Genomic DNA, 24,989 nt, shown 5'->3' on the forward strand with positions numbered 1-24,989 from the left:
CGGTCCGCGCCCCGAGGCCGGACCGTCGCGTCCCGGCCCGGTCGTCGGTCCGGGCCCGCAGGGCCCGCGTCCGACCCGCGGGGACGGCCCCCCGCCGGGGCGCGCCGGCGGTCCGCAGGCCACCCCACCGGTACGCGGCGGCTGGCCCGCCGCCCCCGAACAACGTCCCCGCCCGGGCGAGGGCGCCTGGCCCGGCCCGGCGGCCACCGCCCGCCCGGGCCAGCGCGGCCCCGACCGCCCGCAGGGGGACCGACCCCGCCCGGACGCTCCGGGTACGCCCGGCGCCGGGGACGGCACCGCGGCCCGGGCCCAGGCGCCCCGACCCGCCGGCGCCGGGCAACCGCCCGCCGGCTGGCCGGCTCCCGGCGGGGACCCGGCACCGCCCGCCCCCCGGGCCGCCGGCGCCTCCGGACGCCGGACCGTGCCCCGGGACGGCGCGCGCCGCCCGGCGGACGCCACCGACCCGGCGCGGCGCGGGCCGGCCTTCCCGCCGGACCCGGCGTCACCGAACCCGGTCAGCGGCGGTCCGCGCCCCGACCAGGCACCGGTGAGCGCCGGAGCCCGACCGGACCCGGGTGCCCCCGAGGCGGGCGCCGCGCGGGGTCGCCGGGCGGCGGCGGACCCGACCGGCGGCGAGGACACCGGTGCCACCGCGCGCCGGGGCGGCCGTGGCGCCGCTCCGGACCGGCCCACCGGTCGACGTCGCGCCGCCGAACCGGACCAGCCCGTGGTGCCGCTGACCGGCAACGCTCCGCCCATGCCACCGGCCGCCCCCGTATCGGGTGCCGGCGCCACCCCGTCCGGCCCGGTGCCCGCCGACGGCCGACGCCGGTCGCGCGCCGGGGCCGACGCCGACGAACCCGGGACCGGGCGTCGGGCGACCCCACCGGGCGGCGCACCCCGCGGCGACCGGCCGGAACGGCCGGCGGACTGGCTGCGCCAGGCGGGCCGGACCTCGCACACCGACCCGGCGCTGCCGACCGTCGACCGCTCCGCCGCGTCCGGCCGCACCGGCGCCGTGCCGCCGGCCCCCGGCCGTCGTGGTGGCCCCGCAGCGGCGGGTCGCGCCCGCCCGGGCGCCGAGCCACCCGCTGCGCCCCGCGAGGGCGTACCCGGTCAGCCCGGTCCGGCCCGGGGAGCGGCCCGCCCCGGCGCGGTCGCGCCGCCGCCCGGCACCGCCCGGCCGGACGGCCCGCGGCCGACCTCCGGTGGCCGCCCCGACGGCTCCACCCCGGCCCGGGGCCCGCAGCCCGACGGCCCGCCTCCCGGCACCGCCCCCGTCCGGGGGCCGCGCGCCGGCGGCCCGCACCCGCCGGCGGGTCCGCGTCCCGACGGTCCGCATCCGAGCACCGGTGCCGCCGCCGTCCGCGGGCCGCGCACCGACGGTCCGCACCCGGCCGGTCCCCGGGCCGACGGCCCGCAGCCGACCGGAGGGGCGCGGGCCGAGGGTGCCGCGCCGGTCCGGGTACCCCGTGGCGACGGTCCGCCCCCGGGTCGGGGGGCGCGTCCCGCCGGTCCGGAAGCCGGTCCCCGGGCGACCGGTGCCGCCTCCCCGCCGGGCGGACGCCCCGGCATGCCCTCGGGTGGCGCCGGCGCGGTGACCGGCCCCCGTCCCGCCGTTCCCGAACAGCAACCCCGTCCCGGCGGTCCGCAGCCGGGCGGGCGTCCCGGTGAACCCGGCGTCCGCGCCGGTGGAGCGGCCCGCGCGGCGGTGCGCCCCGACGGCCCCGCCCCGGACACCGCCCGACCGGCGGGCGACGGCCCGCGTCGGGGCGGCCAGCAGGCCGACCCCGGGCCGCGTCCCGGCGGGCCGGTCCCGCCGGCGGTGGCCCGCGCCGCCGCCCCGGCGGTCCGCCCCGACGAACACCCCGACCGCACCACGGGAACGCAGCGGCAGCCGGGTCGACCGGAGCCCGGCGGCGCCGGCCCGTCGCGCCCGGACGAGCCGGTGGGCGTCGCCCGGGCGGCGGTGGTCGTACCGCCGGCCGGGCCGCGACCGGCGACCGAACCGGCCGGCGGTCCGCACCGGCCCGACGAGGAGGAGCCTGCGGGGGCCGGTGCGCTGAAGGGTGCCCGCTCCGAGCTGCGCCGCCAGATGCGCGAGCGGCGCCGGCTCCGGCTGGGCATCCTGGTGCTGGTCAGCATCGTGCTGCTCGGCGCGATCCCGCTCTTCTTCGGCCTCCGTACGCTCAGCCGCGACCCGGTCTTCGACACCCTCGACGAGCTGGACGTGCCCGGCTGGGCGGCGGCGCAGACGGTCGACAACGTCAGCGGCAGCCGCTGGTGCCTGCAGGACTGCCGGCTGCGGGAACGCACCGTGGAGTCGGAACGCGCGCCCGAGGAGACCGCCGGGGTGTACGAGGCGGCGCTGCGCCGCGACGGCTGGCAGCCCTGGCAGGTCAGCCGCTGCCCGGAGCAGAAGGAGAAGGGCCGCTACACCTGCTGGCGCCGTGACGAGCTCACCCTCGACCTGTGGGTACGCGAACCGACCTGCGCGGCGCCGCCGGTCGCCGGGGCGCCGACGGTCCCGCCGTCCACCGAGGCGTCGCCCGCAGCGGGGACGTGCGCCGGATCGTTGGTGTCGGTGAAGGTCCGCAACGCGATCGACGACGAGCGGACCCGGCCGCAGCCGAGCACCGATCCGTCGCTGACCGGTGAGGATCCCTTCCCGACGTTCACGGAGGACCCGCTCGGGGAACTGACACGCTCACCGTCCTGAGCCGGTTTTCATCACGGACGGTAGGGTCTGGGGCTGGCGTACCCGCCCGCTCCCGCCGGCCCCCCGTGGGGCGCGGAGCGACGGCGGGCCCGAGACGGTCGCGCGTTCCGGACATCCGTTCCGGAACTCTGCTTGAGGAGGACATGCGTGGATGGTGGACAGATCGCTGCGCTGATCGCGGCCGGCGCGTTCCTGATGCTGGTGCTCGTGCTGGCGGTGCCGATCCTGCGCCTGCGGCACACCGTGGACGCCACGACCCGGATGATCAACGACATCAACGAGCAGACGACCCCGCTGCTGGGCGACGTGAACACCACGGTGAAGAACGTCAACACCGCCCTGGAGCAGGTGCAGACCTCGCTGGACGGGGTGAACCTGCAGCTCGCCAAGGTCGACACCATGACCTCCCACGCGCAGAACGTCACCGCCAACGTGGCGAACCTGGCCACCGTCGTCTCCGCCGCCGCGGCCAACCCGCTGGTCAAGGTGGCCGCCTTCGGGTACGGCGTCCGCCGGGCCGCCTCGGCCCGCCGGCACGCCGAGACCGAGCGCGAGGTGCGCGACACCATCAAGCAGCAGCGCCGTGCCGCGCGGCGCGACAACCGCTGACCCGGTCGGCGACGAGCGGTAGGGATGAGAGCATGAGGCGACTGTTCTGGCTGGGCATCGGCCTGGCCGTGGGCGTGGTGGTGGTCCGCAAGGCGACCCGCACCGCGCAGGCGTACACCCCGGCCGGAATCGCGAGCGGGCTCTCCGAATCCGCTGGCAGCCTGGTCGAGTCGCTGCGTAGCTTCGTGGAGGACGTACGGGTCGGGATGGCCGAGCGCGAGCAGGAGATCCACGAGGCGTTCGCCCGGGGTGAGGCGTTCGACGACCAGTTCGCCGAGCTGCGGGAGGACCCGCGCATCGGTGACCGAGAGATTTTTCCGGAGGAACACCAGCGATGAAGACGGCGGAGATCAAGCGGCGGTACCTCGCCCATTTCGAGGCGAACGGCCACGCCGTGGTGCCGTCCGCTCCGCTGCCCGCCATCAGCGACCCGAACCTGCTGTTCGTCAACGCCGGCATGGTGCAGTTCGTCCCCTACTTCCTCGGGCAGCAGACCCCGTCGTACCGGCGGGCGGCCAGCGTGCAGAAGTGCATCCGCACGCCGGACATCGACGAGGTCGGCAAGACCAGCCGGCACGGCACGTTCTTCCAGATGAACGGCAACTTCTCCTTCGGTGACTACTTCAAGGACGGGGCGATCCCGCTCGCCTGGGAGCTGGTCACCAAGCCGGTCGCCGAGGGCGGCTACGGGCTGGACCCGGAGCGGATCTGGCCGACGGTCTACCTCGACGACGACGAGGCGTTCCACATCTGGCGCTCGGTGGGCGTGCCGGCCGAGCGGATCGTCCGCCGGGGCAAGGCGGACAACTTCTGGTCGATGGGCATCCCCGGCCCGTGCGGTCCCTGCTCCGAGCTGTTCTACGACCGGGGCCCCGAGTACGGCCGTCCGGGCGGCCCGGCGGTCGACGAGGACCGCTACATGGAGTTCTGGAACCTCGTCTTCATGCAGTACGAGCGGGGCCCGGGCACCGGCAAGGAGAACTTCCCGATCCTGGGCGACCTGCCGGCGAAGAACATCGACACCGGCATGGGCCTGGAGCGGATGGCCTCCATCCTCCAAGGCGTCGACAACCTGTACGAGATCGACGAGGTCCGGCCGATCCTCACCCGCGCGGCGGAGCTGACCGGCAAGCGCTACGGCGCCCAGTCCGGGCACGTGGCCAGCGAGTCGCACCCGGACGACGTGCGGCTGCGGGTGGTCGCCGACCACGTGCGGACCGCGCTGATGCTGATCGGCGACGGGGTGACCCCGAGCAACGAGGGTCGCGGCTACGTGCTGCGCCGGATCATGCGCCGGGCGATCCGGTCGGTGCGCCTGCTGGGCTACCAGGACCGGGCGCTGCCCGAGCTGCTGCCGGTGGCGCGGGACTGCATGGCCCCGTCGTACCCGGAGCTGGCCGAGGAGTTCGACCGGATCTCCCAGTACGCGTACGCCGAGGAGGACGCCTTCCTGTCCACGCTGCGTGCCGGCACCACGATCCTGGACACCGCGATCGCGGAGACGAAGTCGGCGGGCCGGCCGGCCCTCTCCGGCGACAAGGCGTTCCAGCTGCACGACACCTACGGCTTCCCGATCGACCTGACTCTGGAGATCGCCGCCGAGCAGGGCCTGCAGGTGGACGCCGAGGGCTTCCGCCGGCTGATGGCCGACCAGCGCAACCGGGCCAAGGCCGACGCGCAGGCCCGCAAGACCGGGCACACCGACGTGTCGGCGTACCGGTCGGTGCTGGACGCGGGCGGGGCCGTGGAGTTCACCGGCTACACCGAGCTGAACCGGGAGTCCCGGGTCCGCGCGGTGCTCGCCGGCGGCGCCGAGGTGGGCGCGGCGGTCGAGGGCGACACCATCGAGCTGGTGCTGGACACCACCCCGTTCTACGCCGAGGGCGGTGGCCAGCAGCCCGACCAGGGCCTGATCACCGTGGGCGGCGGCCAGGTCGAGGTCTTCGACGTGCAGCAGCCGGTGCCGGGGCTGATCGTGCACCGGGCCAAGGTGCTGCGCGGCGAGGTGCGCGCCGGTGAGACCGGGTACGCGGAGATCGACGTGACCCGGCGGCGGGCGATCTCCCGCTCGCACACCGCCACCCACCTGGTGCACCAGACGATGCGCAACTTCCTCGGCGAGTCGGCGACCCAGGCGGGTTCGCTGAACGCGCCGGGCCGGCTGCGGTTCGACTTCAACACCCCGACCGGGGTGGCGCCGAGCGTGCTGCACGACGTGGAGCAGCAGGTCAACGAGGTGCTCCAGGCGGACCTGGAGGTGCATGCCTTCATCACCTCCCAGGAGGAGGCGCGCCGCATCGGCGCGATGGCGCTCTTCGGCGAGAAGTACGGCGAGCGGGTCCGGGTCGTCGAGGTCGGCGACTACGCCCGGGAGCTGTGCGGCGGCACCCACGTGGCCCGCTCGGCCCAGCTCGGCCTCGTCAAGATCCTCTCCGAGGCGTCGGTGGGTGCGGGGGTGCGCCGGATCGAGGCGCTGGTCGGCATGGACGCGTTCGGCTTCCTGGCCCGGGAGCACCTGCTGGTCTCCCGGCTGGCGGAGCTGTTCCGGGTGCCGGGCGACCAGGTCGCGGACCGGGTCGAGCAGACCGTGACGCAGCTGCGCGATGCCGAGAAGGAGCTGGAGAAGCTCCGGGCCCAGCTGGTGCTGGGCGGGGCGGCGGCGCTCGCCGGGCAGGCGAAGGACGTCCGCGGGGTGGCGTACGTCGGCACCGAGGCGCCGGAGGGCGCGGTGGGCAACGACGTGCGGACCCTCGCCCAGGAGATCCGCGGCAAGATCGACCCGGCCCGGCCGGCGGTGGTCGCCGTGGCGGCCCGCGCCGGCGGCAAGGCGTCCCTGGTGGTGGCCGTGAACGCGGCGGCCCGGGGTCGCGGGCTCGCCGCCAACGACCTGGTCAAGGCGGCTTTCTCCGGCCGGGGCGGAGGCAGCCCCGACGTCGCCCAGGGCGGCGGCCTGCCGGCGGCGGAAGCGCCGAACCTGCTGCTCACCGTCGAGAAGGCGATCGCCGAGGCGTGACTGCTGTCACCGCCGATCCAGGGCACCTCGTCGCTGGTGGGTGTCCCGCCGCGACGACGGGCCCTGGGTCGGCGTTCGGGTCGGATCGGGGAGTGGGGCGTCGTGGGTGACAGGTCGCGGGGGGTTCGGCTCGGCGTGGACGTGGGGCAGGTGCGGGTGGGGGTGGCCCGGTCGGACCCGCACGGCGTGCTGGCCACGCCGCTGGTGACGCTCGCGCGGGACCTGACGGCGGAGCCCGACGCGGTGCCCAGCGACATGACGCAACTCGCCCAGCTGGTCGCCGAGCACGAGGCCGTGGAGGTCGTCGTCGGCCTTCCGGTCAATCTTGCCGGTAAGCTCGGTCCGGCCGCGCGCCACGTGACGGCGTACGCGGACCGATTGGCGGATGTAATAGCGCCGGTTCCGGTGACGCTCACCGACGAGAGGATGTCGACCGTCGTCGCGTCTCGTAGGCTGGCGGAGCGAGGCGTCCGGGGGAAGCGCCAACGCGCGGTGGTGGACCAGGCCGCCGCGGTCGAGATCCTGCAGAGCTGGCTGGAAGCGCAGCGGAGGCGGACGGAATGATCGACGATCTGGACCTCGGGTTCGACGAGCCGGAGAGGGGTGAGAAGGGCCGGCACCGACGCGGCTTCGTCGAGCGACGCAGCGGCAAGTCGGGCGGCCGGGGCAAGACCATCTTCGCCCTGCTGATGGCGCTGGTCCTGTTGGGTGGCATCGGCGGCGGCGCCTTCTACGGCTTCGACCGGGTGCAGAACTACTTCGTCACCCCCGACTACGACGGCGCGGGCACTGGCGAGGCGATGGTCGAGGTGAAGCAGGGCGCGCTGATCGCCGACATCGGCGACGCCCTCGTCGCCGCCGACGTGGTGAAGAGCACCAAGGCCTTCATCGAGGCGGCCGAGGAGAACGCGCTCAGCAAGAACATCCAGCCCGGCGTCTACAAGGTGCGCAAGCAGATGAGCGCGGAGAAGGCGCTCGCCATGCTGCTCGACCGGAAGAACAAGGTCACCAACCAGGTGACCATCCCGGAGGGGCGTACCGCCAAGGACACCTACAAGCTGCTCTCCGAGAAGACCAAGATCCCGGTCAAGGAGTTCGAGGTCGCCGCCAAGGACCCGGAGGCGCTCGGCGTGCCGGACTGGTGGTTCGTCCGCAAGGACGGCAAGAAGGTCACCAAGTCGATCGAGGGCTTCCTCTACCCGGACACCTACGAGATCGCGCCGAAGGCGACCGCCGAGGGCGTGCTCAAGGACATGGTCGACAACTTCCTCAGCGTCACCGGTGAGATGAAGTTCGCCGAGCAGGTGCAGGAGAAGCGGGGCGGGATCAGCCCGTACGAGGCGCTGATCGTCGCCTCCATGGCCCAGGCGGAGGCCGGCAACGCCGACGACCTCGGCAAGATCGCCCGGGTCGCGTACAACCGTGCCTACTCGGGCAAGTTCCCGTGCAGCTGCCTGGAGTTCGACGTGTCGGTGAACTACTACTGGCAGCTCACCGGCAAGAAGACCAAGGCGTCGAAGGACATGACCACCGCGGAGATCCGCGACTCGAACAACCCGTACAGCACCCACGCCCACCCCGGCCTGACGCCCACCCCGATCAACAATCCGGGCAAGCAGGCGTTGCAGGGGGCGATGGACCCGCCGGAGGGCGGCTGGCTCTTCTTCGTCGCCATCGACCACAAGGGGCACTCCGCGTTCGCCGAGACCAACGCCCAGCACGAGCGCAACATCGCGAAGGCGAAGGAGAACGGCGTCCTCTGAGTCGCTACGCTGCGCTGGTCCGAGCGTGGTCGGCCGACGGGGGAGTGACGTGACGGTGCACCGAGCCGCGGTGATCGGCAAGCCGATCGCGCACTCCCTCTCCCCGGCGATCCACAACGCCGGTTACGCCGCCGCCGGGCTCGCCGGGTGGTCGTACACCCGGATGGAGTGCGCGGCCGCGGAACTGCCGGACCTGGTCGCCGGCCTCGGCCCCGAGTGGGCCGGGTTGTCGGTGACCATGCCCGGCAAGGAGGCGGCGCTCGCGGTGGCCGACGAGGCGTCGCCGGTCGCCGCCGCCGTCGGCGCCGCCAACACGCTGGTACGCCGCCCCGACGGGTCCTGGTACGCCGACAACACCGACGTCACCGGCATGGTCGAGGTGCTGATTTCGGCCGGGGTGGCGCCGGGTGGCAAGGTGACCGTGCTCGGAGCCGGCGGCACCGCCCGCGCGGCGCTGGCCGCCGCGGCCCGGCTCGGTGCCGCCTCGGTGACCGTGGTGGCGCGCAGGGCGGCGGCGGTCGACGAGTTGCGGCCGGTCGCCCGGGCGGTCGGGGTGGCCCTGACCGGCGCCGACTGGGCCGACGCCGTTGCGCACACCGGCGCCGACGTGGTCGTCTCCACCGTGCCCAAGGGCGTCGCCGACCCCCTGGCCGGCGGGCTCCGCTGGCGGCCGTCGACGGTGCTGTTCGACGCGCTCTACGACCCCTGGCCGACCCCGCTGGCCGCGTCGGCCCTGGCCGCCGGCGTTCGGGTGGTCTCCGGGTTGGACCTGCTGCTGGCCCAGGCGGTCGGCCAGTTCGAACAGTTCACCGGCGTGCCCGCCCCTCGGGAGGCGATGGCGCACGCGCTGGTCGTGCAGCGACGCGGGCATTCTTAGCGGCCGGTTAATTTCGCGGCGGCAACCGGATGTCCGACCGACGACGAGCGTCACGCGTCGATACGCTGCTGCCGGTAATCGTCGCCCATACGGGGAGTGTCCCTTGAGCAGGCACGGACTCCACCGCGCAGCATCCCACCTCGGCGCGCACCGCAAGGCCGTCGTGCTGAGCGTCCTGAGCGCCGGCATCGTCGCCGGCGTGGTGGCCACGATGATGCCGCTGGTGGCGGCGGAGGTGCCGCCCCTGGTGGTGGCCGCGGCGGCCGACACCACCGCCACCCAGGTGCCGCAGGACGGGGACAACGGCGTCAAGACGACGCTGGCCAGCTGCCCCCGGCTCTGCGACGGCAACCGCAACGGCGAGCGGGACGCCCTCGTCGAGTTCGCGGTGCGCGACCTGCCGGCCGACGCGGTCGACGTGCGCGCCACCCTGCGGGTGTACGCCTGGCAGCCGTTCTCCTCCCGGGTGCACGCCCACCGGGCGCTGGGCACCGCCGCCGGCCCGGGCGCCTGGTCGCAGCGGCCGCAGCTCGGCCCGGCGCTGTCCAACGTGGAGCAGGTCGGTCAGGGCTTCAACGAGTGGGACGTCTCCGCCTCGGTCACCGGCAACGGCCGGTTCGTCTTCGCGCTGACCCAGGAGACCTGGAACACCCGGATCTACTGGGCCTCCCGGGAGAACGTCAAGGCGGCCATCCGGCCGCACCTGCTGCTGCGCTACGGGCGCGGTGGCCGGCCGGCGCCCATCCGGACGAGCGCGGCACCGAGCCCGATCGCGACCACGGCCGTGCCCGCGCCGTCACCCAGCCGCACCGCGTCGCCCACCCCGAGCCGGACCGCCACGACCCCGCCGCCGAGCACCAGCGCGCCCGCGCCGTCGCCGACCACCCGCCCGGGTGACCAGGTCCCGGGCTGGCGGCTGGTCTGGTCGGACGAGTTCGACGGGACGGCGGTCGACCGGTCGAGGTGGAACCTGCGCGACAACGAGGGCCGGGACATCGACCGGGGCTGCAACGTCGACGACCCGGACAACACCTTCGTCGCCGGCGGCGTGCTCACCCTGCGCGCCCAGCGGGAGACCGCGGTGTGCAGCTCGCAGACCCGCCAGTACACGCAGAGCTATCTGGACACGATCGGCCGGGCGTCGTTCCGGTACGGCCGGTTCGAGGTGCGGGCCCAGTCGCCCAACGGGCCGACCGACTCCAAGGGCCTCTGGCCGGCGTTCTGGCTGCGCCCGGACGACGGCGGCCGGGGCGAGCTCGACGTGGTCGAGCTGCCCGGCGGCGGTGACCTCTACCGGGCCGCCACCCTGGGCATCTTCTACGACTACACGCCGGTCAAGCAGGACCAGCGGTACACCTTCCCGGCCGGGTACCCCGGCGACGGCTTCCACACGTACACCACGGAGTGGGAGCCGGACGCGATCCGCTGGTACGTCGACGGCCGGCTGGTCTGGCAGCGCGACCGGGCGACCACGCCCTGGTTCGACGAGGTCTTCCACAAGCCGTACAACCTGCGGTTGAACTTCCAGGTGGGCGGCTGGCTCGGCGACCCGGACGCGTCGACCCGCTTCCCGGCCGACTTCCGGGTCGACCACGTCCGCGTCTGGCAGCGCTGACCCCGGCCACCGGCACCACACCGCCCGGCGGGCTCCGAGCCCGTCGGGCGGTTCCTTGCCCCCGGGCCCTATCGTGTCCGCCAGCCCGGGACCGGTGGCAGGTCCGGGCGGACGGGAGACGGCATGACGGCGCGCCGGGCGGACGATCCCCGCGAACGCTCCGACGGCATCGGCTGGGTGAGCCGGGCGATCTTCGGCGACCCGAGGTCGTGGCTCGACGTCTCCGGCGCCGCGCCCCCGCCCGGTCACCGGGTCGCCGCCCGCTACGCGGTGGTGCCGTCGGTGGCGCGGGCGAAGTTCCTGCTGCCGCTGGCCTCCCGGCGGGTGGCGGCGGCGTCGACGCTGGCGTACAACGCGCTGCGGCCGCCCCGGGTGTGGGCCAACCGGCTCGCCGTCGGCCTGCTGGCCGGGCTCGGCGGCACCGGGCTCGCCCGGATGCCGGTGCTGACGGTCGCCGTGCCGGACGGCGTCGACGAGACCGAGCTGCTGCTGGCCGCGCACCTGGGCCGGCTGGCGGGCCGCCGGCTGCACGCGGCGATCGGCATCCGCCCGCCGGACCCGCACCACAAGCCGACGTTGCAGCTCTTCGACGACCGCGGCGCGGCCCACGGGTACGCGAAGATCGGCTGGAACGACGCGACCCGGGCCATGGTGGCGGCGGAGGCCGCCGCGCTGCGCGCGCTGCCCCGCGACGGCGGCGACTTCCCGGACGTGCCCCGGCTCCTGCGCGAGCTGCGCTGGGGCGAGCTGGCGGTGACCCTGGTGGAGCCGATGCCCCCCCGGGTGCGCCGGCTGCCGCACCCGGACCGCCCCGAGGTGGCCGCGATGCTGGCGGTGGCCCGCCGGGGCGGCCCGGCGGCCGAGCCCCGACCGCTGCGCGGGTCGGCGTTCCTGGCCGACCTCGCCGCCCGCGCCGAGGTCGCCGGCGGCCCGGTCGTCGACGCGGTCGCCGCGCTGCTCGCCCGCGACGGCGACACCGCGCTGGAGTTCGGCCACTGGCACGGCGACTGGGTGCCCTGGAACCTCGGCCGCCACGGCGGCCGGCTGGTCGCCTGGGACTGGGAGAACAGCGGTCCGGCGCGGCCGGTCGGGTTCGACCTGGCCCACCAGGGATTCCAGAGTGCACTGTCGCTGCGCGGCCGGCCGGTACCGGCGGCCGCCGCCGACATGCTCGCGCTGCTCCAGCGGCACGGCGACGCGGTCGGGCTGGACGCCACCCGCCGCCGGCTCGTCGCCGACGCGTACCTCGTGGAGCTGTGGCTGCGGACGGCGGAGCTGGCCGCCGGGGGCGGCGGCTGGAGCGACCGGCTGCACCCCGCGCTGCTGCACGTCCTCGCCGACCGGCTGCCGGCCGACGGGACCTGCTGAGCAGGCCGCGACTGTCGGGGAGGCGACCGGCAAACCCGAGGAAAAGCCACGTGAGTGATCTGCTCACTACCGCTCATCGGAACCGGTCCTCTAGGGTGACCACTCGATCACCAACTGTCGGGGACGGCGTGGTCGATCCTGCCCGGCCGGCGTGGGGGCGCCGCCGGGCTCCGGACGTGGGGCGACCGGCGGTGGGCCGGTGTGGGCAGGGGGACGGATGGCAACGGCAGGTGACGCCGGGCGGACCGTGGTGGGCGGCGCGGCCCGCCGGGACGGCGGCGACCGACGATGACGCTCATCTACGCGCTGGGTCTGCTGGCGGTGCTGGTGCCCGCGGTGCTGACGCCGCTGGCGGCGACCCGTTGGGCACCGGCGGTCCGCGACGGTCGGGCGGCGCACCGGTTGCGGGTGGCGGTGTCCGGGCTGACCGTCGCCTTCGGCCGGACCGGGGCCGCGCTGGTCGTGCTGCTCGCCGGCTGCGCCGCGGTGGTGGCGATCTGCTGGCCGCTGGGGGAGGCGCTGTCCCGCCTCGAACCGCACGTCGACCATCCGGTCTTCGACTACGTGCACGCCCGACGGGTCGACACCTGGGCGGAGTTGAACTCCTTCTACACCGCGCTCGGTGACCGGTACCCGCTCAAGTGGGTCACCGGCGTGGCGACGCTGGTCTTCGTCATCCTGTGGCGGCGCCGCCGGTGGTGGATTCCGCTGGTCGTGCTGCCCCTGCAGTTCGTCGTCGAGCAGTACGTCCAGGCCATTCTGGCGACCATGGTCGACCGGGGCCACCCCCCGACCGACCTGGGAACCTACCCCTCGGGCGGGTGCGCGCGGATCATGATGACCTTCGGCACCATCGCCGTGCTGGCGATGTTGACCTGGCGCCTGCCGCGCGGCGTCCGGGTGGCCCTGATGACCCTGGTGGTGACGCTGGTCAGCCTTGAGGGCTACACGCGGATCTACGCCGAGAAGCACTGGCTGACCGACGTGCTCGGCGGCTGGATCTTCGCCATCCTGCTGTTCGCGGTGACGGCGCTGGCGGTGCTCGTCGCGGAGGGACGGGTCCGGCCGCCGGCGGAACGGACCGAGCCAACCCGGCAGGTGATCCCCGCCGGCACCTGAGCATCCGGCCCGACCGCCGCCACCCCCGTACCCCGCGGCGACCGGGCCTCCCACCCCTCGACCTGGAAGCTGGCATCGACGTGACCACCCTTCTCGTCGCCTCCACCGGTGGACATCTCGCCGAGCTGCACGACCTGGCCCCCCGGCTCGGCGTGCAGGACGACTGCGTCTGGGCCACCTTCGACTCACCGCAGAGCCGCTCCCTGCTCGACGGCCAGGAGGTCATCCACGTCCCGCCGGCCACCAGCCGGGACGTGGTGGGCGCGCTGCGCGACCTGCTCGCGGCCCGCCGGGTGCTCGGCGGCGGACGGTTCCGGCAGGTCATCAGCACCGGCGCCAGCGTGGCCATGTCCTTCTTCCTGCCCGCCGCCCGCCACGGCCTGGCCTGCCACTACATCGAGAGCGCCACCCGCACCGACGGGCCCTCGCTGACCGGACGGCTGGTGGCCAGGGTGCCCCGCGCCCGGCTCTACACCCAGTACCCGGGCTGGGCCGCCGGCCGGTGGAGCTACGGCGGCTCCATCTTCGACGGTTGGACCGCCACCCGGCGGGCGACGCCCCGGCCGGTGTCGCGGATCGTGGTGGCCCTCGGCACCCACGAGCGGTTCGGTTTCCCCCGGCTGCTGCGCCGCCTGGTCGACGTGCTCCCGCCGGAGGCGGAGATCCTCTGGCAGGTCGGCTCGACCGTCGTCCCACGGATGCCCGCCGGCGCCCGCCGCCAGGTGCCGTACGCCGAGATGCAGCAGGCCATGCGGGAGGCGGACGTCATCGTCACGCACGCCGGGGTGGGCTCGGCGCTGGCGGCCCTGCGGTCCGGGCACCGCGCCGTGTACGTGCCGCGCCGCCGCCGGCACGGCGAGCACGTCGACGACCACCAGGTGGCGATGGCCCGGGAACTGGACCGCCGGGGGCTGGTGCTGGCCCGCGAGGCCGATGAGATCAGCGTCGCGGACCTGACCGAGGCGGCATCGTGGACGGTCGAGGCGATCGGCGCGCCGGCACCGTTCCGGTGGACGGCGTGACACCCGGCCCGGCCGGCACCGGCACCGGTCGAGGCGGGACAGCCGGCCACCGTGGGCCGTTTCGCCGTGACCCGGACGACGGCGACCGGACCGAGCCGTCGCCCAACCGGACCGGTCGGTCGATGGTGCGACAAATCGGAACCCAGCAAGCTACGCAGGATCTCACTTTCTCCTTGGGGGCGCCAGTGCTGCTCAGAACGTCGTCTCGATCGCGCCGGGTGGCGGGGCTGCGGCGGTGGCTCGCCGCGCTCGCCGCGCCGGTGCTGGCCGCCGGTCTGCTCGCCGCGCCCACGCCGGCCCGGGCGGCCGGCCTTCCGCCGGTGCCCATGACCCTCACCTCGCCGAATCCGGCCGACAACACCCCGCACGCGCAGAACGGCGACGTGAAGGCCTTCGCCGAGATCGGCACCACCGTCTACGTCGGTGGGTCGTTCACCTCGATCAAGGCGGCCGGCGGCGCGAGCTGGACGGCCCGCAGCTACCTGTTCGCGTACGACCGGACGAGCGGGGCGCTGAAGACCGGCTTCACCCCGGCGCTGGACGGCGCGGTGCACGCGCTGGCCGTCAGCCCCGACGGCAAGCTCATCGTCGGCGGCGCGTTCGGCACCGTCAACGGCGTGGCCCGCAAGAACCTCGTCGAGCTGGACCCGGCCACCGGCGCCACCGTCGGCTCCTGGGTCGGCCGCAGCGACGGCGGGCTGGTCCGGCGCACCATCGTGGTGGGCAACAAGCTCTACATCGCCGGCGCGTTCCACTGGGTCAACGGCACCCAGCACTCGCTGCTGGCCCGGCTGGACGCCACCACCGGCGCGATCGACCCGGCGTTCCAGATCGACGCGAGCGTCGCGCGCAGCAGCGTCGAGCTGGTCTGGGGCCTCGCCGTCGCCCCGAACGGCGAGTCTCTCGTCGCGGTCGGCAACTTCACCCAGGTGAACGGCGCGTCCCGCAACCAGGTGGTGCTCGTCGAGCAGCTCAAGGGCACCCCGAAGGTCGCCAACTGGAGCACCCAGCGGTACGTGGCGCAGTGCGGCGCCGGCTTCCCGTTCTACGCCCGTGACGTCGACTTCTCCGACGACGGCAGCTACTTCGTGATCGCCGCGGACGGCGGCCGGGCCGCCGGGGCGTACTGCGACACGATCGCCCGGTTCGAGACCGGCACCCGGGGAGCGGCCATCGACGGCACCTGGGTGGACGACACCGGCCACGACTCGGTGACCTCGATCGAGGCGGCCGACAACGTGGTCTACGTCGGCGGTCACTTCCGCTGGTTGAACAACGCCAACGGCGACGACTCCGCCGGCGCGGGCGCCATCAACCGCTACGGCCTGGGCGCGCTGGACCCCATCAACGGCATGCCGCTGGTCTGGAACCCGACCCGCTCCGGGGCGCCGGCCGGCACCACCGACTGGGGCCCGATCCTGTGGGAGCTGTGGCGTGGCAGCAACGGCCTGCTCGCCGGCTTCGACAACGACGGGCTCGGCAACGAGTACCACGGCCGGATGGGACTCTTCCCGCTGGCCGGTGGCCGTACCGTGCCGGCGGTCAACGCGCCGACGGCCGCCTCCGGCTACCTCTACCTCAGCACCGCCGACGGCCAGGCGACCAAGGTGCCGTTCGACGGCACCACGCTGGGCACTCCGGTGGCGACCAGCCAGCCGAACCTCACCGCGGCGGGCGCGGCGTTCTCCGTCGGCAACAAGCTCTACTGGTCCAAGACCGACGCGACCGCACCGAACGGCAGCTATCTAGACGTCTCGATCTTCTCGGCCGGCTCGGTGGGCGCACCCTGGGTCGGCAGCGGCTACAACTCGTGGTTCAAGGCCAACGCCCTGAGCGGGGCGTTCTACCTCGACGGCCGGATGTACTACACGAAGGCCGGCATCAACAAGCTCTTCTACCGCTACTTCGAGCCGGACGGCCACATCGTCGGCTGCACCGAGTTCACCGTGCCCAGCCTCAACATCTACTGGGGCAATGCCCGCGGCCTGGCCTGGGTCAACGGCAAGATCGTGTACGGCAACGTAGACGGCGTGCTGCGCACCGTCCCGTTCAACCAGAGGGCCGTCGAGGGCAGAGCCTCGATTCGGCTCGCGCCCGCCTCGGCCGGCGTGAAGTGGTCGAGCCCGACGCTTTTCTTCGCCACCTCCTGACAAGCTGCGCGTACCGGGCGGTCCGTCGGTGTCCGAGCGACACCGGCGGACCGCCCGTACCGCAGGGGGCCGGTCGGCTGTCGACCGCGGGTGAACGTTCGGCGACAATGGGACGACCCACCCGGCGCGGTCCTCGCCCGGCCGGTGCCGGCCACCCCTTCCTCATCGCGCAAGGACCTGACCTGATGGACGTGACCGACGTCGCTTCCGCCCGGCAACGCCCGGTCGGCCTCGTCGAGCTGGCCCGCATCCCGCTGCGGCGGTGGCGGATCGTGCTCGCCTCCGCGGCGCTGGTGCTGACGGCCGTGCTGGGCTACCTGTTCGTCCTGCCGGCCACCTACACCGCCACCACGGCCGTGGTGGTCCGGCCGGTGGTGACCGACCCGTTCTCGGTGCCGTCCGGGGGCGCCGACCGCGCGGTGAACATGACGGCCGAGAGCGGCATCGCCACCAGCAACGACGTCATCGACGACGTCGCCCGCATCACCGGGCGGGACACCGAGGAGGTGGCCGACGCCCTGGAGGTGGAGACGCCGGTGGGTGGCCAGGTGATGCGCTTCAGCTACGCCGGCCACAGCGAGCGGGAGGCGGTGGACGGCGCGAACGGCGCCGCCGAGTCGTACCTGGACCTGCGCAAGGGCATGTACGAGAACCAGCGGGCCGCCGTGCTCAAGTCGTACGACGACACCATCGACCTGGTCACCGCCCAGCGCACCACGACGCAGCGGTCGCTGCCGGCCAACCAGAACTCCACCAATCCGTCGCCACGCACCAGCGCCCTGCTCGACCAGTTGCGGGCGCTCAACGACCAGCTCGCCACGCTCGCCGAGCAACGGTCCAAGGTGGCCTCCGCCGACCTGAGCCCCGGCTCGGTGACCAGCGCCGCCCGTACCCCGGTGCCCTCCAGCCGGGACGCGGCGCCGCTGATCCTGGTCGCCGGCCTGCTCGGCGGCCTGCTCCTGGGTGGGCTGGTGGCCTTCGTCCGGGAGTCCCTGGACCGCCGGGTCCGCACCGCCGCCGAGGCGGCCTCGACCGTCGGCGCGCCGCTGCTGGGCACGGTGCGCCGCCGCCGCGGCGGGCAGCCGGACGACTCCGACCTGCGCTACCTGGTGCTGGCCCTCGGCCGCTGGGTCGACGGGCCGCAGCGGACCCCGCTGGTGGTGCTCTCCTCGGCCGCCGACGAGGGGCGCGAGCAGGTCACCGCGGGGCTCGCCGCGGTGCTGGCCGCCGCCGGCCACGAGGTACGCCTCGGCGTCACGCCGGAGAGCCTGGACCGGATCCGCCCGCTGATGCTGGACGCGCAGCGGCGCAACCCGCCGGTGGAGCCGGCCCGAACCCGGGTGCCCCGCCCCCGGCCGGTGCCCGCCACCACGCCCGCGCCGGCCGCCACCGCCGGCCCTGACGACACCGCCGTCATCCCGGCGGTCCGCAAGCCCCGGCCGTTCCCCGCCCCCGCCGAGGCGAAGAACGGCGCGGTGTACCGCTCCACCACCACCGCCGAGGACAAGACGCAGGTCATCCCGACCGCCCGGCCGGTTGCCGCCGAGGGCGCCGCGACGGACGGTCAGGAGCTGCGGATCGGCGCCGGCAGGGTCCGCCTCGTCGACCTGGAGGCCGCCTCCTCGGCCGAGGGGCTCACCGTGCTGGACGCCCCGCCCGCGCTGCACGACGAGCGAGGCGTCCGGGCCGCCCGCGACGGGCGGGCGGTGCTGGTCGCGGCCCAGGACCGGACCCGCACCGGCCAGCTGACCCAGCTGGTGGACCGGCTGCGCGCCGTCGGGGTGGAGCCGTTCGGATTCGTGCTGACGGGAGACGGCCGTGACTGAAGGCGACCAGCCGGACGCCGGGACGCAGCCGGCGTACCCGCCGGTGAGCGTGGTGGTGGCCACCCGGGACCGGCCGGGGCTGCTGGAGCGGGCCGTCCGGGCGGTGCTCGACCAGGACTACCCGGGGCCGGTCGAGTGCGTGGTGGTCTACGACCACACCGAGATCCGCCCGCTCGACCTCGACGTGCCCGCCGGGCGCACTTTGCGGTACGCCACCAACACGCACCGCCGTGGGCTGCCCGGCGGCCGCAACACCGGCGCGGACGAGGCGACCAGCGATTTGATCGCCTTCTGCGACGACGACGACTTCTGGCTGCCGGCCAAGCTCAGCCGGCAGGTGCAGCTGCTGGCGTCGCGCCCCGACGCCGCCGCCGCGAGCTGCGGCATCCGGCTGGAGGGCCCCGGCATCGCCAAGGAGCGGCGGCTGGACCGGGCGGAGGTCGCCCTGCCCGACTTCGTCGAGGACCGGGTCATGGAGGTGCACTCCAGCACCATCCTGGTCCGCCGGTCCACCTGGGACGCGGTCGGCCCGGTCGACGAGGAACTGCCGGGCGGCTACGGCGAGGACTACGAGTGGCTGCTGCGGGTGGCCGCGCACGGCCCGGTGGTGATCGTGCCGGAGGTGCTGGTGGTGGTGGACTGGCACGGCGGGTCGTTCTTCTTCGGCCGCTGGGCCATGATCGTCGAGGCCACCCGCTACCTGCTGGACAAGCACCCGGAGCTGGCCGGCAGCCGGACCGGACTGGCCCGGCTGCACGGCCAGATCGCCTTCGCGCTCGCCTCCGGCCGGCGGCGCCGGGAGGCGCTGCGCGAGCTGGGCCGGGTGCTCCGGCTCAACCCGCGCGAGAAGCGGGTGCTGGTGATCGTGCCGGTGGTGCTCGGCCTGCTCTCCGGGGAGCGGGTGCTCCGGCTGGCCCAGCGCCGGGGCCGAGGTGTCTGACCGGCGGCCCGGGGCGACCGCGCCGCCGCTGCCCGTCTGGCCGCTGACGGCCATGTTCGCCCTGGTGCCGCTCTGGTGGGCGCTGGGCGCGTTCTACCTCGGCTGGTCGGTCTTCGGGGTGGTGCTGCTCGCCCTGCTGGTCACCCGCGGCCGGGTCGCGCTGCCTCCGGGCGGCGCCGCCTGGCTGGTCTTCCTCATCCTGGTGCTGCTCAGTGCCACCCGGCTGGATCGGGCCACCGCCTACGTCACCTTCGGGCTGCGCTTCGGCTTCCTGGCCACCGCCCTGGTGGTCTGCGTGTACGTGTACACGCTGGTCCGCGAGGGCGCCCGGTGGGACCGGGTGCTGCGCCCGCTGGGCTGGTACTGGCTGGGACTGGTGGCGTTGGGCTGGCTGGCCGTGCTCGCGCCCACCTTCGCCCTGACCACGCCGGTCGAGATGGCGCTGCCGCAGAGCATCTCGGGGGAGCGGTTCATCCAGGCGCTGACCCACGTGCGGGCCAACGAGTTCAACCCGCAGTCGCGCTCGCCGATCTACCGCACCGCCGCGCCGTACCCGTACACCAACAACTGGGGCACCGCGTACGCGCTGCTGGTGCCCTGCGTGCTGGCGTATCTGACCTCGGTGCGTACCGGGCGGTTCCGGGTGGCGCTCTGGGTGTCGCTGCCGCTGTCGGTGGTGCCGGCGTTCATGACGCTCAACCGCGGCATGTTCCTCGGCCTCGGCGCCGGCCTGCTCTACCTGGGCCTGCGCGCCCTGGTCCGGGGCAACGCCCGGCTGATCGTCTCGATCGCCGGGCTGGTCGTGCTGGTCTGGGTGGTCAGCCTGGTCGTGCCGGTGCAGGAGATGATCGACGCCCGGGTCAGCACCACCGACACCAACGTCGACCGGATGGACCTCTACGTGCGGACCTGGCAGGCGGTGGAGCGTTCGCCGCTGCTCGGGTACGGGGCGCCGAAGAGCGTGGACACCACCCTCGCCGAGGAGCCGCTGGGCACCCAGGGCCTGATCTGGCAGATCCTCTACAGCCACGGCATCCCCGCGCTGGTGGTCTTCCTCGGCTGGCTGGTGCTGGTGGCCCGGCGGCTGGCCGCCGCGGTCTCCCCGGCCGGGCACTGGCTCAGCACCGTCCCGGTGATCGCGCTGGTGGTCATCCCGGTCTACGCCTACATCGACCCGAACCTGTCGGTCATCTTCTTCGCCGTCGGGGCCGGGCTGGCGGCGGTCGGCGGACCGGTCAACCGGGAGTCCACCGGACCGTCCACCATGGCGCAACCGGTGCCGCTGACGCCGTGGCGTACCCGCGGGGTCGGCCGGGCGTCGGTGCCCGCGCCGCCGGTGCCCCCGCCGTCGGCGACGGGGGTGGCGGCGGTCCCGCTGCGCCTGCCGGCCCCGCCTCCCGCACCGGCCCCGACGGCCCGGCCTGCTGCGAAGGCCGACGCGTCCGGGCCGCCGGTGCCCGGGCCGGACCGGCCGGTCGCGGACGCGCCACGCCAGGGGGGAACGGCATGACCGATCCAGGTACGCGGCCGACCGGCGCGACCGCCACGGCCGTCGCGGACGCCGGTGGCTCGGCCGGCGAGCGGGAGGTGCGGCGCAGCACGCGCAGCGGAATGGTCGGGCTGGCCGGCGCGGCGGTCAACGGCCTGCTGGGCTTCGTGCTGACCGTGGTGATCGTCCGTGGCCTGGGGCCGGCCGGCTCCGGCGCGATGTTCACCGCGATCGGCGTGGTGGCGATCATGGGCGTGCTCTGCTGCGCGGGCGCGGACACCGCGCTGGTCTGGGCGCTGCCCCGGCGGCGCGCGGGCCGCCACGGTGACGCCGCCCGGCTGCTGCCCGTCGCACTGTTCCCCGCGCTGCTGCTCACGGTCGTCGTCGCGGCGGCCGGCGTGGCCCTCGCCGAGGCACTCGCGCCGGTGCTCTTCGACCCGGGCACCAGCGAGGGCACCGACCTGCTCCGGCTGGCCTTCGCCGGCCTGCCCTTCGTGGTGGCGACGACGGTGCTGCTGGCCGCCGTACGGGCGGTGCGCCCGGTCGCGGCCCTGGTGGCCGTGCAGTACGTCTTCGTGCCGGCGGCCCGCCCGGCCCTGGTGTCGGCGGCGCTGATCGCCGGGGCGGGGGTGACAGTGGCCTTCGCGGGCTGGCTGGTCCCCGTCGCCGTGGCCGTGCTGGTCTGCGCGGCGCTGCTGGCCCGTCCGCTGGGCCTGGGGGCCGGCGCCGCGCTCCGCCCGGTCCGCGAGGACTGGCGGACCCTGTGGGGCTTCGCCCTGCCCCGGGCAGCCTCGGCGACCATCGACGCCAGCAGCATGTGGTTGACGGTGCTGCTCACCGCCGCGCTCGCCGACCAGGCCGAGGCCGGCATCATCGGCGCGGTCGGCCGCTACGCCCTCGCGGGGCTGCTGATCATGCAGGGGCTGCGGGTCGCGGTGGCGCCCCAGCTCTCCCGGCTGCTCGGGCAGGGGCGCACCGGCGAGGCGGCCCTGGTGTACCGGCGGATCACCGCCGTGATCATCGCGCTCTCCTGGCCGGGCTACCTGCTGCTGGCCGTGTTCGCGCCCGGTTTCCTGCGCCTGTTCGGCGCGGAGTTCACCGCCGGCGCCGCCGCCATGGTGGTGCTCGCCGGCGCGATGATGGTCAACTCCGGAACCGGCATCGTGCAGACCCTGCTGCTGATGAGCGGCAGCAGCGGGCGGCACCTGCTCGCCGCCGCCACCGGGCTGCTGCTCAACGTGGTGCTGGCCGTGCTGCTGATCCCGCCGCACGGCGCGCTCGGCGCGGCGGTGGCCTGGACGGTCGGCATCGTGGCGGAGAACGTGATCGCGACGGTGGCCGCCCGCCGGGTGGTCGGCGAGCCGCTGATCACCCGGTCGGTGCTGCGCGCCGCGGCCGTCGCCGGCACCGCCACCGCCGTGCTGGCCTCGGCCGGCGCGGCCCTCGCCGGCCGGGGCGTGGCCGGGCTGTTCCTCACCCTCGGGGCGGCGGTGCTGCTCGGCGTCGCGCTGCTGCTGCACCCGGGGGTACGCCGACGGGCGCGGGCGACGGCGCCGACCCTGCTGGGCCGTGGGCCGAGCTGACGAGGAGGACGAGATGACGATGCGGGACAGGGTCAAGGCGCTGGTGCCCGCCCCGGTGCGGACCGGGGTGCGCACCTCGCTGGTCCGCTACGGAGAGCGCACCAGCGACCGGCGCCCGCTGCCGGACTTCCTCATCATCGGCACCAAGCGCGGCGGCACCACCTCGCTCTGGCGCTACCTGTTGGAGCACCCGCTGGTGCCCCGGCTCTTCCCGGCCTGGAACACCAAGACCTCGCACTACTTCGAGGACACCTTCGCCCGGGGCGAGACGTGGTACCGCTCGCACTTTCCGACGCAGCGGCAGCGGCGGGCGCTGGAACGCCGGTACGGCGGCCCGACCCGGGTGGGGGAGGCCGCGCCGCTGTACATGTTCCATCCGCTCGCGCCCGGGCGGGTGGCGGACCTGATCCCCGCCGTGAGGCTGATCGTGCTGCTGCGCGACCCGGTGGAGCGGGCGTACTCGCACTGGAAGGAGCGGCGCAGCGAGGGCGTGGAGCCGCTGGACTTCGCCGAGGCGCTGGCCCGGGAGGAGGAGCGGACGGCGGGAGAGCGGGAGAAGCTGCTCGCCGACCCGACGTACGTCAGCGCCGCCTACGACTGGTACACCTACCGGGCGCGAGGCCGCTACCTGGAACACCTGGAGCCGTGGCTGGACCGGTTCGACTCGGCGCAGCTGCTGATCCTGCCCAGCGAGACGCTGTACCGCGAGCCCGCCGCCACCTACGCCCGGGTGCTGGACTTCCTCGGCCTGCCCGCCCACCAGCTCGACCGGTACGAGGTCTTCAACGACCGGCGCAGCAGCGCGATGGACCCGGCGGTCCGCGACGAGCTGACCCGTTACTACGCGCCGTACAACGAGGCCCTCGCCAGCCGGCTGGGCATGACCTTCGAGTGGGGGAGCTGACCGTGGCGAGCGGGACCCGAACGAACGACGAGAGCCCGACGGCACGCCGCCGGAGTTCCCTGAACGCGCTGCGCTTCCGCCTCGTCGACGCACCCGACTCGTACGGGGCGAAGCGCCGGGCGAAGCGCGCGCTCTGGCTGTCCGAGACCTTCCCCGACCTCGCCGAGATGTCCGTGCTGGACCTGGGCGGCCGGGTCGGCAGCTGGAGCAGAGTGCCCGTGCGCCCGAAGCACGTGCACGTGGTCAACCTGGAGCCGCTGCCCGCGGAGCTGCCCGACTGGGTGGAGGCCGACCACGCCGACGCCTGCGAACTGCCGCCGGCCATCCTGAACCGCCGCTACGACCTGGTGTTCAGCAACAGCGTGCTGGAGCACGTGGGCGGGCACGAGCGGCGCCGGCGGATGGCCGAGGCGATCCGCGCGCTCGCTCCTCGGCACTGGGTGCAGACCCCGTACCGGTACTTCCCGGTGGAGCCGCACTGGGTGGCGCCCGGCATGCAGTTCCTGCCGGTGCCGGCCCGGGTGGCGGTGGCCCGCGCATGGCCGCTGGCCTACACCCCGGGCAAGTCCTGGGACCAGGCCATGAAGCAGGTGCTCACCACCGAGCTGATCGGCCGGGCCGAGATGCGCTACCTCTTCCCCGACTCCACCATCCGGGCCGAGCGGATGCTCGGCCTGACCAAGTCCATCATCGCCGTGCGGACGGCCTGACCACCCGCCGCTGACCCGCCCGGCGGACGTCCGCGTCCGCAGGGCGGGACGCGCCGGGCGGGGCGTCGGGGCGGCGACCGGGCGTGACAGACTGAGCGCTGTGTTGCGCTGGCTGACTGCAGGTGAATCGCACGGTCCCGCCCTCGTCGCCCTCCTGGAGGGGGTGCCCGCCGGGATCGAGGTGACCACCACCGACATCGCCGACGAGCTGGCCCGCCGTCGGCTCGGCTACGGCCGGGGCGCCCGGATGTCCTTCGAGCGCGACGAGGTCGAGGTCATCGGCGGCCTGCGGCACGGCGTCACGCTGGGCAGCCCGGTCGCCATCCGGGTCGGCAACTCCGAGTGGCCGAAGTGGCAGACCGTGATGGCCGCCGACCCGGTCGACCCCGACGAGCTGGCCCGGCAGGCCCGCAACGCCCCGCTGACCCGCCCCCGGCCCGGCCACGCCGACCTGGCCGGCATGCAGAAGTACGGCCACACCGACGCGCGGCCGATCCTGGAGCGGGCCAGCGCGCGGGAGACCGCCGCCCGGGTGGCCGTGGGCACGGTGGCCAAGGCGCTGGTGAAGCAGGCCCTCGGCATCGAGATCGTCTCGCACGTGGTGGAGCTGGGCCCGGTCGCGGCCAAGCCGGGCCTGCGGCCCCGGCCGGAGGACGCCGAGCGGATCGACGCCGACCCGCTGCGCTGCCTCGACCCGGAGGCGAGCGCCCGGATGGTCGCCGAGGTCGACGCCGCGAAGAAGGCCGCCGACACCCTCGGCGGCGTGGTCGAGGTGCTGGCGTACGGGGTGCCGCCGGGCCTGGGCAGCCACGTGCAGTGGGACCGCAAGCTCGACGCTCGGCTGGCCACCGCGCTGATGTCCATCCAGGCCATCAAGGGCGTCGAGATCGGTGACGGCTGGCAGCAGGCCCGCTCCCGGGGCTCCGAGGCGCACGACGAGATCATGCCCACCGCCACCGGCGTGCGCCGGGTCACCGACCGGGCCGGCGGCCTGGAGGGCGGCATCACCACCGGTGAGCCGCTGCGGGTGAAGGCCGCGATGAAGCCGATCTCCTCGCTGAACCGGGCCCTCGCCACGGTCGACGTGACCACCGGTGAGCCGGCCACCGCCATCAACCAGCGCTCCGACGTCTGCGCCGTCCCGGCCGCCGCCGTGGTCGCCGAGGCGATGGTGGCGCTGGTGCTGGCCGAGGCGGCCACCGAGAAGTTCGGCGGCGACTCGGTGACCGAGATCCGCCGCAACCTCGCCGGGTACCTCGACGCCCTGGTGATCCGGTGAGCG

At 74.8% G+C, this 24,989-nt stretch carries 19 protein-coding genes; all 19 read left to right on the forward strand.

Going from position 1 to position 24,989, the window contains the following annotated elements; translation table 11 throughout:
* Positions 1-2,095: 2,095 nt before the first annotated feature.
* The 19 genes from V6U88_RS20965 (at position 2,096) to aroC (ending at position 24,986) form a co-directional block, all read left to right on the forward strand.
* Complete coding sequence (locus V6U88_RS20965) at positions 2,096-2,719, forward strand: hypothetical protein (protein ID WP_334455578.1); 624 nt, start codon at positions 2,096-2,098, stop codon at positions 2,717-2,719.
* Positions 2,720-2,866: 147 nt separating this feature from the next.
* A complete protein-coding gene (locus tag V6U88_RS20970; RefSeq protein ID WP_280837126.1) occupies positions 2,867-3,328 on the forward strand; it encodes a DUF948 domain-containing protein in 462 nt (153 codons plus the stop codon).
* 32 nt (positions 3,329-3,360) lie between these two features.
* Positions 3,361-3,666, forward strand: coding sequence for a hypothetical protein (locus V6U88_RS20975; RefSeq protein WP_154938113.1), 306 nt, complete (start codon positions 3,361-3,363; stop codon positions 3,664-3,666).
* Complete coding sequence (gene alaS / locus V6U88_RS20980) at positions 3,663-6,341, forward strand: alanine--tRNA ligase (RefSeq protein WP_334455399.1); 2,679 nt, start codon at positions 3,663-3,665, stop codon at positions 6,339-6,341. The genes V6U88_RS20975 and alaS overlap by 4 nt, the downstream gene beginning before the upstream one ends.
* Positions 6,342-6,443: 102 nt before the next feature.
* Positions 6,444-6,905: a Holliday junction resolvase RuvX gene (gene ruvX, locus V6U88_RS20985; protein WP_334455401.1), complete on the forward strand. Its 462-nt coding sequence runs from the start codon at positions 6,444-6,446 to the stop codon at positions 6,903-6,905.
* Positions 6,902-8,104 carry an endolytic transglycosylase MltG gene (gene mltG, locus V6U88_RS20990; RefSeq protein WP_334455403.1) on the forward strand — a complete coding sequence of 401 codons (1,203 nt, stop codon included), beginning with the start codon at positions 6,902-6,904 and terminating at the stop codon, positions 8,102-8,104. Before ruvX ends, mltG begins: the two co-directional genes overlap by 4 nt.
* A gap of 49 nt (positions 8,105-8,153) precedes the next feature.
* Positions 8,154-8,981, forward strand: a complete 828-nt coding sequence (locus V6U88_RS20995; protein WP_334455405.1) for a shikimate dehydrogenase — start codon at positions 8,154-8,156, stop codon at positions 8,979-8,981.
* Positions 8,982-9,084: 103 nt separating this feature from the next.
* A complete protein-coding gene (locus V6U88_RS21000; protein ID WP_334455407.1) occupies positions 9,085-10,596 on the forward strand; it encodes a family 16 glycosylhydrolase in 1,512 nt (503 codons plus the stop codon).
* Between the two features lie 123 nt (positions 10,597-10,719).
* Positions 10,720-11,964: a hypothetical protein gene (locus V6U88_RS21005; protein ID WP_334455408.1), complete on the forward strand. Its 1,245-nt coding sequence runs from the start codon at positions 10,720-10,722 to the stop codon at positions 11,962-11,964.
* 288 nt (positions 11,965-12,252) lie between these two features.
* A complete protein-coding gene (locus V6U88_RS21010; RefSeq protein WP_334455410.1) occupies positions 12,253-13,083 on the forward strand; it encodes a phosphatase PAP2 family protein in 831 nt (276 codons plus the stop codon).
* Positions 13,084-13,163: 80 nt separating this feature from the next.
* Positions 13,164-14,105: a glycosyltransferase gene (locus V6U88_RS21015; protein WP_334455412.1), complete on the forward strand. Its 942-nt coding sequence runs from the start codon at positions 13,164-13,166 to the stop codon at positions 14,103-14,105.
* 218 nt (positions 14,106-14,323) lie between these two features.
* Positions 14,324-16,255 carry a delta-60 repeat domain-containing protein gene (locus V6U88_RS21020; protein WP_442934669.1) on the forward strand — a complete coding sequence of 644 codons (1,932 nt, stop codon included), beginning with the start codon at positions 14,324-14,326 and terminating at the stop codon, positions 16,253-16,255.
* A 185-nt stretch (positions 16,256-16,440) separates the two neighbouring features.
* The gene (locus tag V6U88_RS21025) at positions 16,441-18,081 is read left to right on the forward strand and encodes a Wzz/FepE/Etk N-terminal domain-containing protein (protein ID WP_334455414.1); all 1,641 of its coding nucleotides are present in this window, start codon (positions 16,441-16,443) and stop codon (positions 18,079-18,081) included.
* On the forward strand, positions 18,074-19,021 hold the full coding sequence (locus tag V6U88_RS21030) for a glycosyltransferase family 2 protein (protein WP_334455416.1): 948 nt from the start codon (positions 18,074-18,076) through the stop codon (positions 19,019-19,021). The genes V6U88_RS21025 and V6U88_RS21030 overlap by 8 nt, the downstream gene beginning before the upstream one ends.
* Positions 19,014-20,531 (forward strand): O-antigen ligase family protein, encoded by a 1,518-nt coding sequence (locus V6U88_RS21035; protein ID WP_334455418.1) that lies wholly within the window; start codon positions 19,014-19,016, stop codon positions 20,529-20,531. The genes V6U88_RS21030 and V6U88_RS21035 overlap by 8 nt, the downstream gene beginning before the upstream one ends.
* Positions 20,528-22,093, forward strand: coding sequence for a lipopolysaccharide biosynthesis protein (locus V6U88_RS21040; protein WP_334455420.1), 1,566 nt, complete (start codon positions 20,528-20,530; stop codon positions 22,091-22,093). The genes V6U88_RS21035 and V6U88_RS21040 overlap by 4 nt, the downstream gene beginning before the upstream one ends.
* Before the next feature lie 19 nt (positions 22,094-22,112).
* The gene (locus tag V6U88_RS21045; protein ID WP_334455581.1) at positions 22,113-22,997 is read left to right on the forward strand and encodes a sulfotransferase domain-containing protein; all 885 of its coding nucleotides are present in this window, start codon (positions 22,113-22,115) and stop codon (positions 22,995-22,997) included.
* A 59-nt stretch (positions 22,998-23,056) separates the two neighbouring features.
* Positions 23,057-23,707, forward strand: coding sequence for a class I SAM-dependent methyltransferase (locus tag V6U88_RS21050; RefSeq protein WP_334455582.1), 651 nt, complete (start codon positions 23,057-23,059; stop codon positions 23,705-23,707).
* Between the two features lie 100 nt (positions 23,708-23,807).
* The gene (aroC, locus tag V6U88_RS21055; RefSeq protein WP_334455422.1) at positions 23,808-24,986 is read left to right on the forward strand and encodes a chorismate synthase; all 1,179 of its coding nucleotides are present in this window, start codon (positions 23,808-23,810) and stop codon (positions 24,984-24,986) included.
* Positions 24,987-24,989: the final 3 nt, after the last annotated feature.

Source organism: Micromonospora sp. CPCC 205739, from assembly GCF_036906795.1.
GTDB lineage: Bacteria > Actinomycetota > Actinomycetes > Mycobacteriales > Micromonosporaceae > Micromonospora.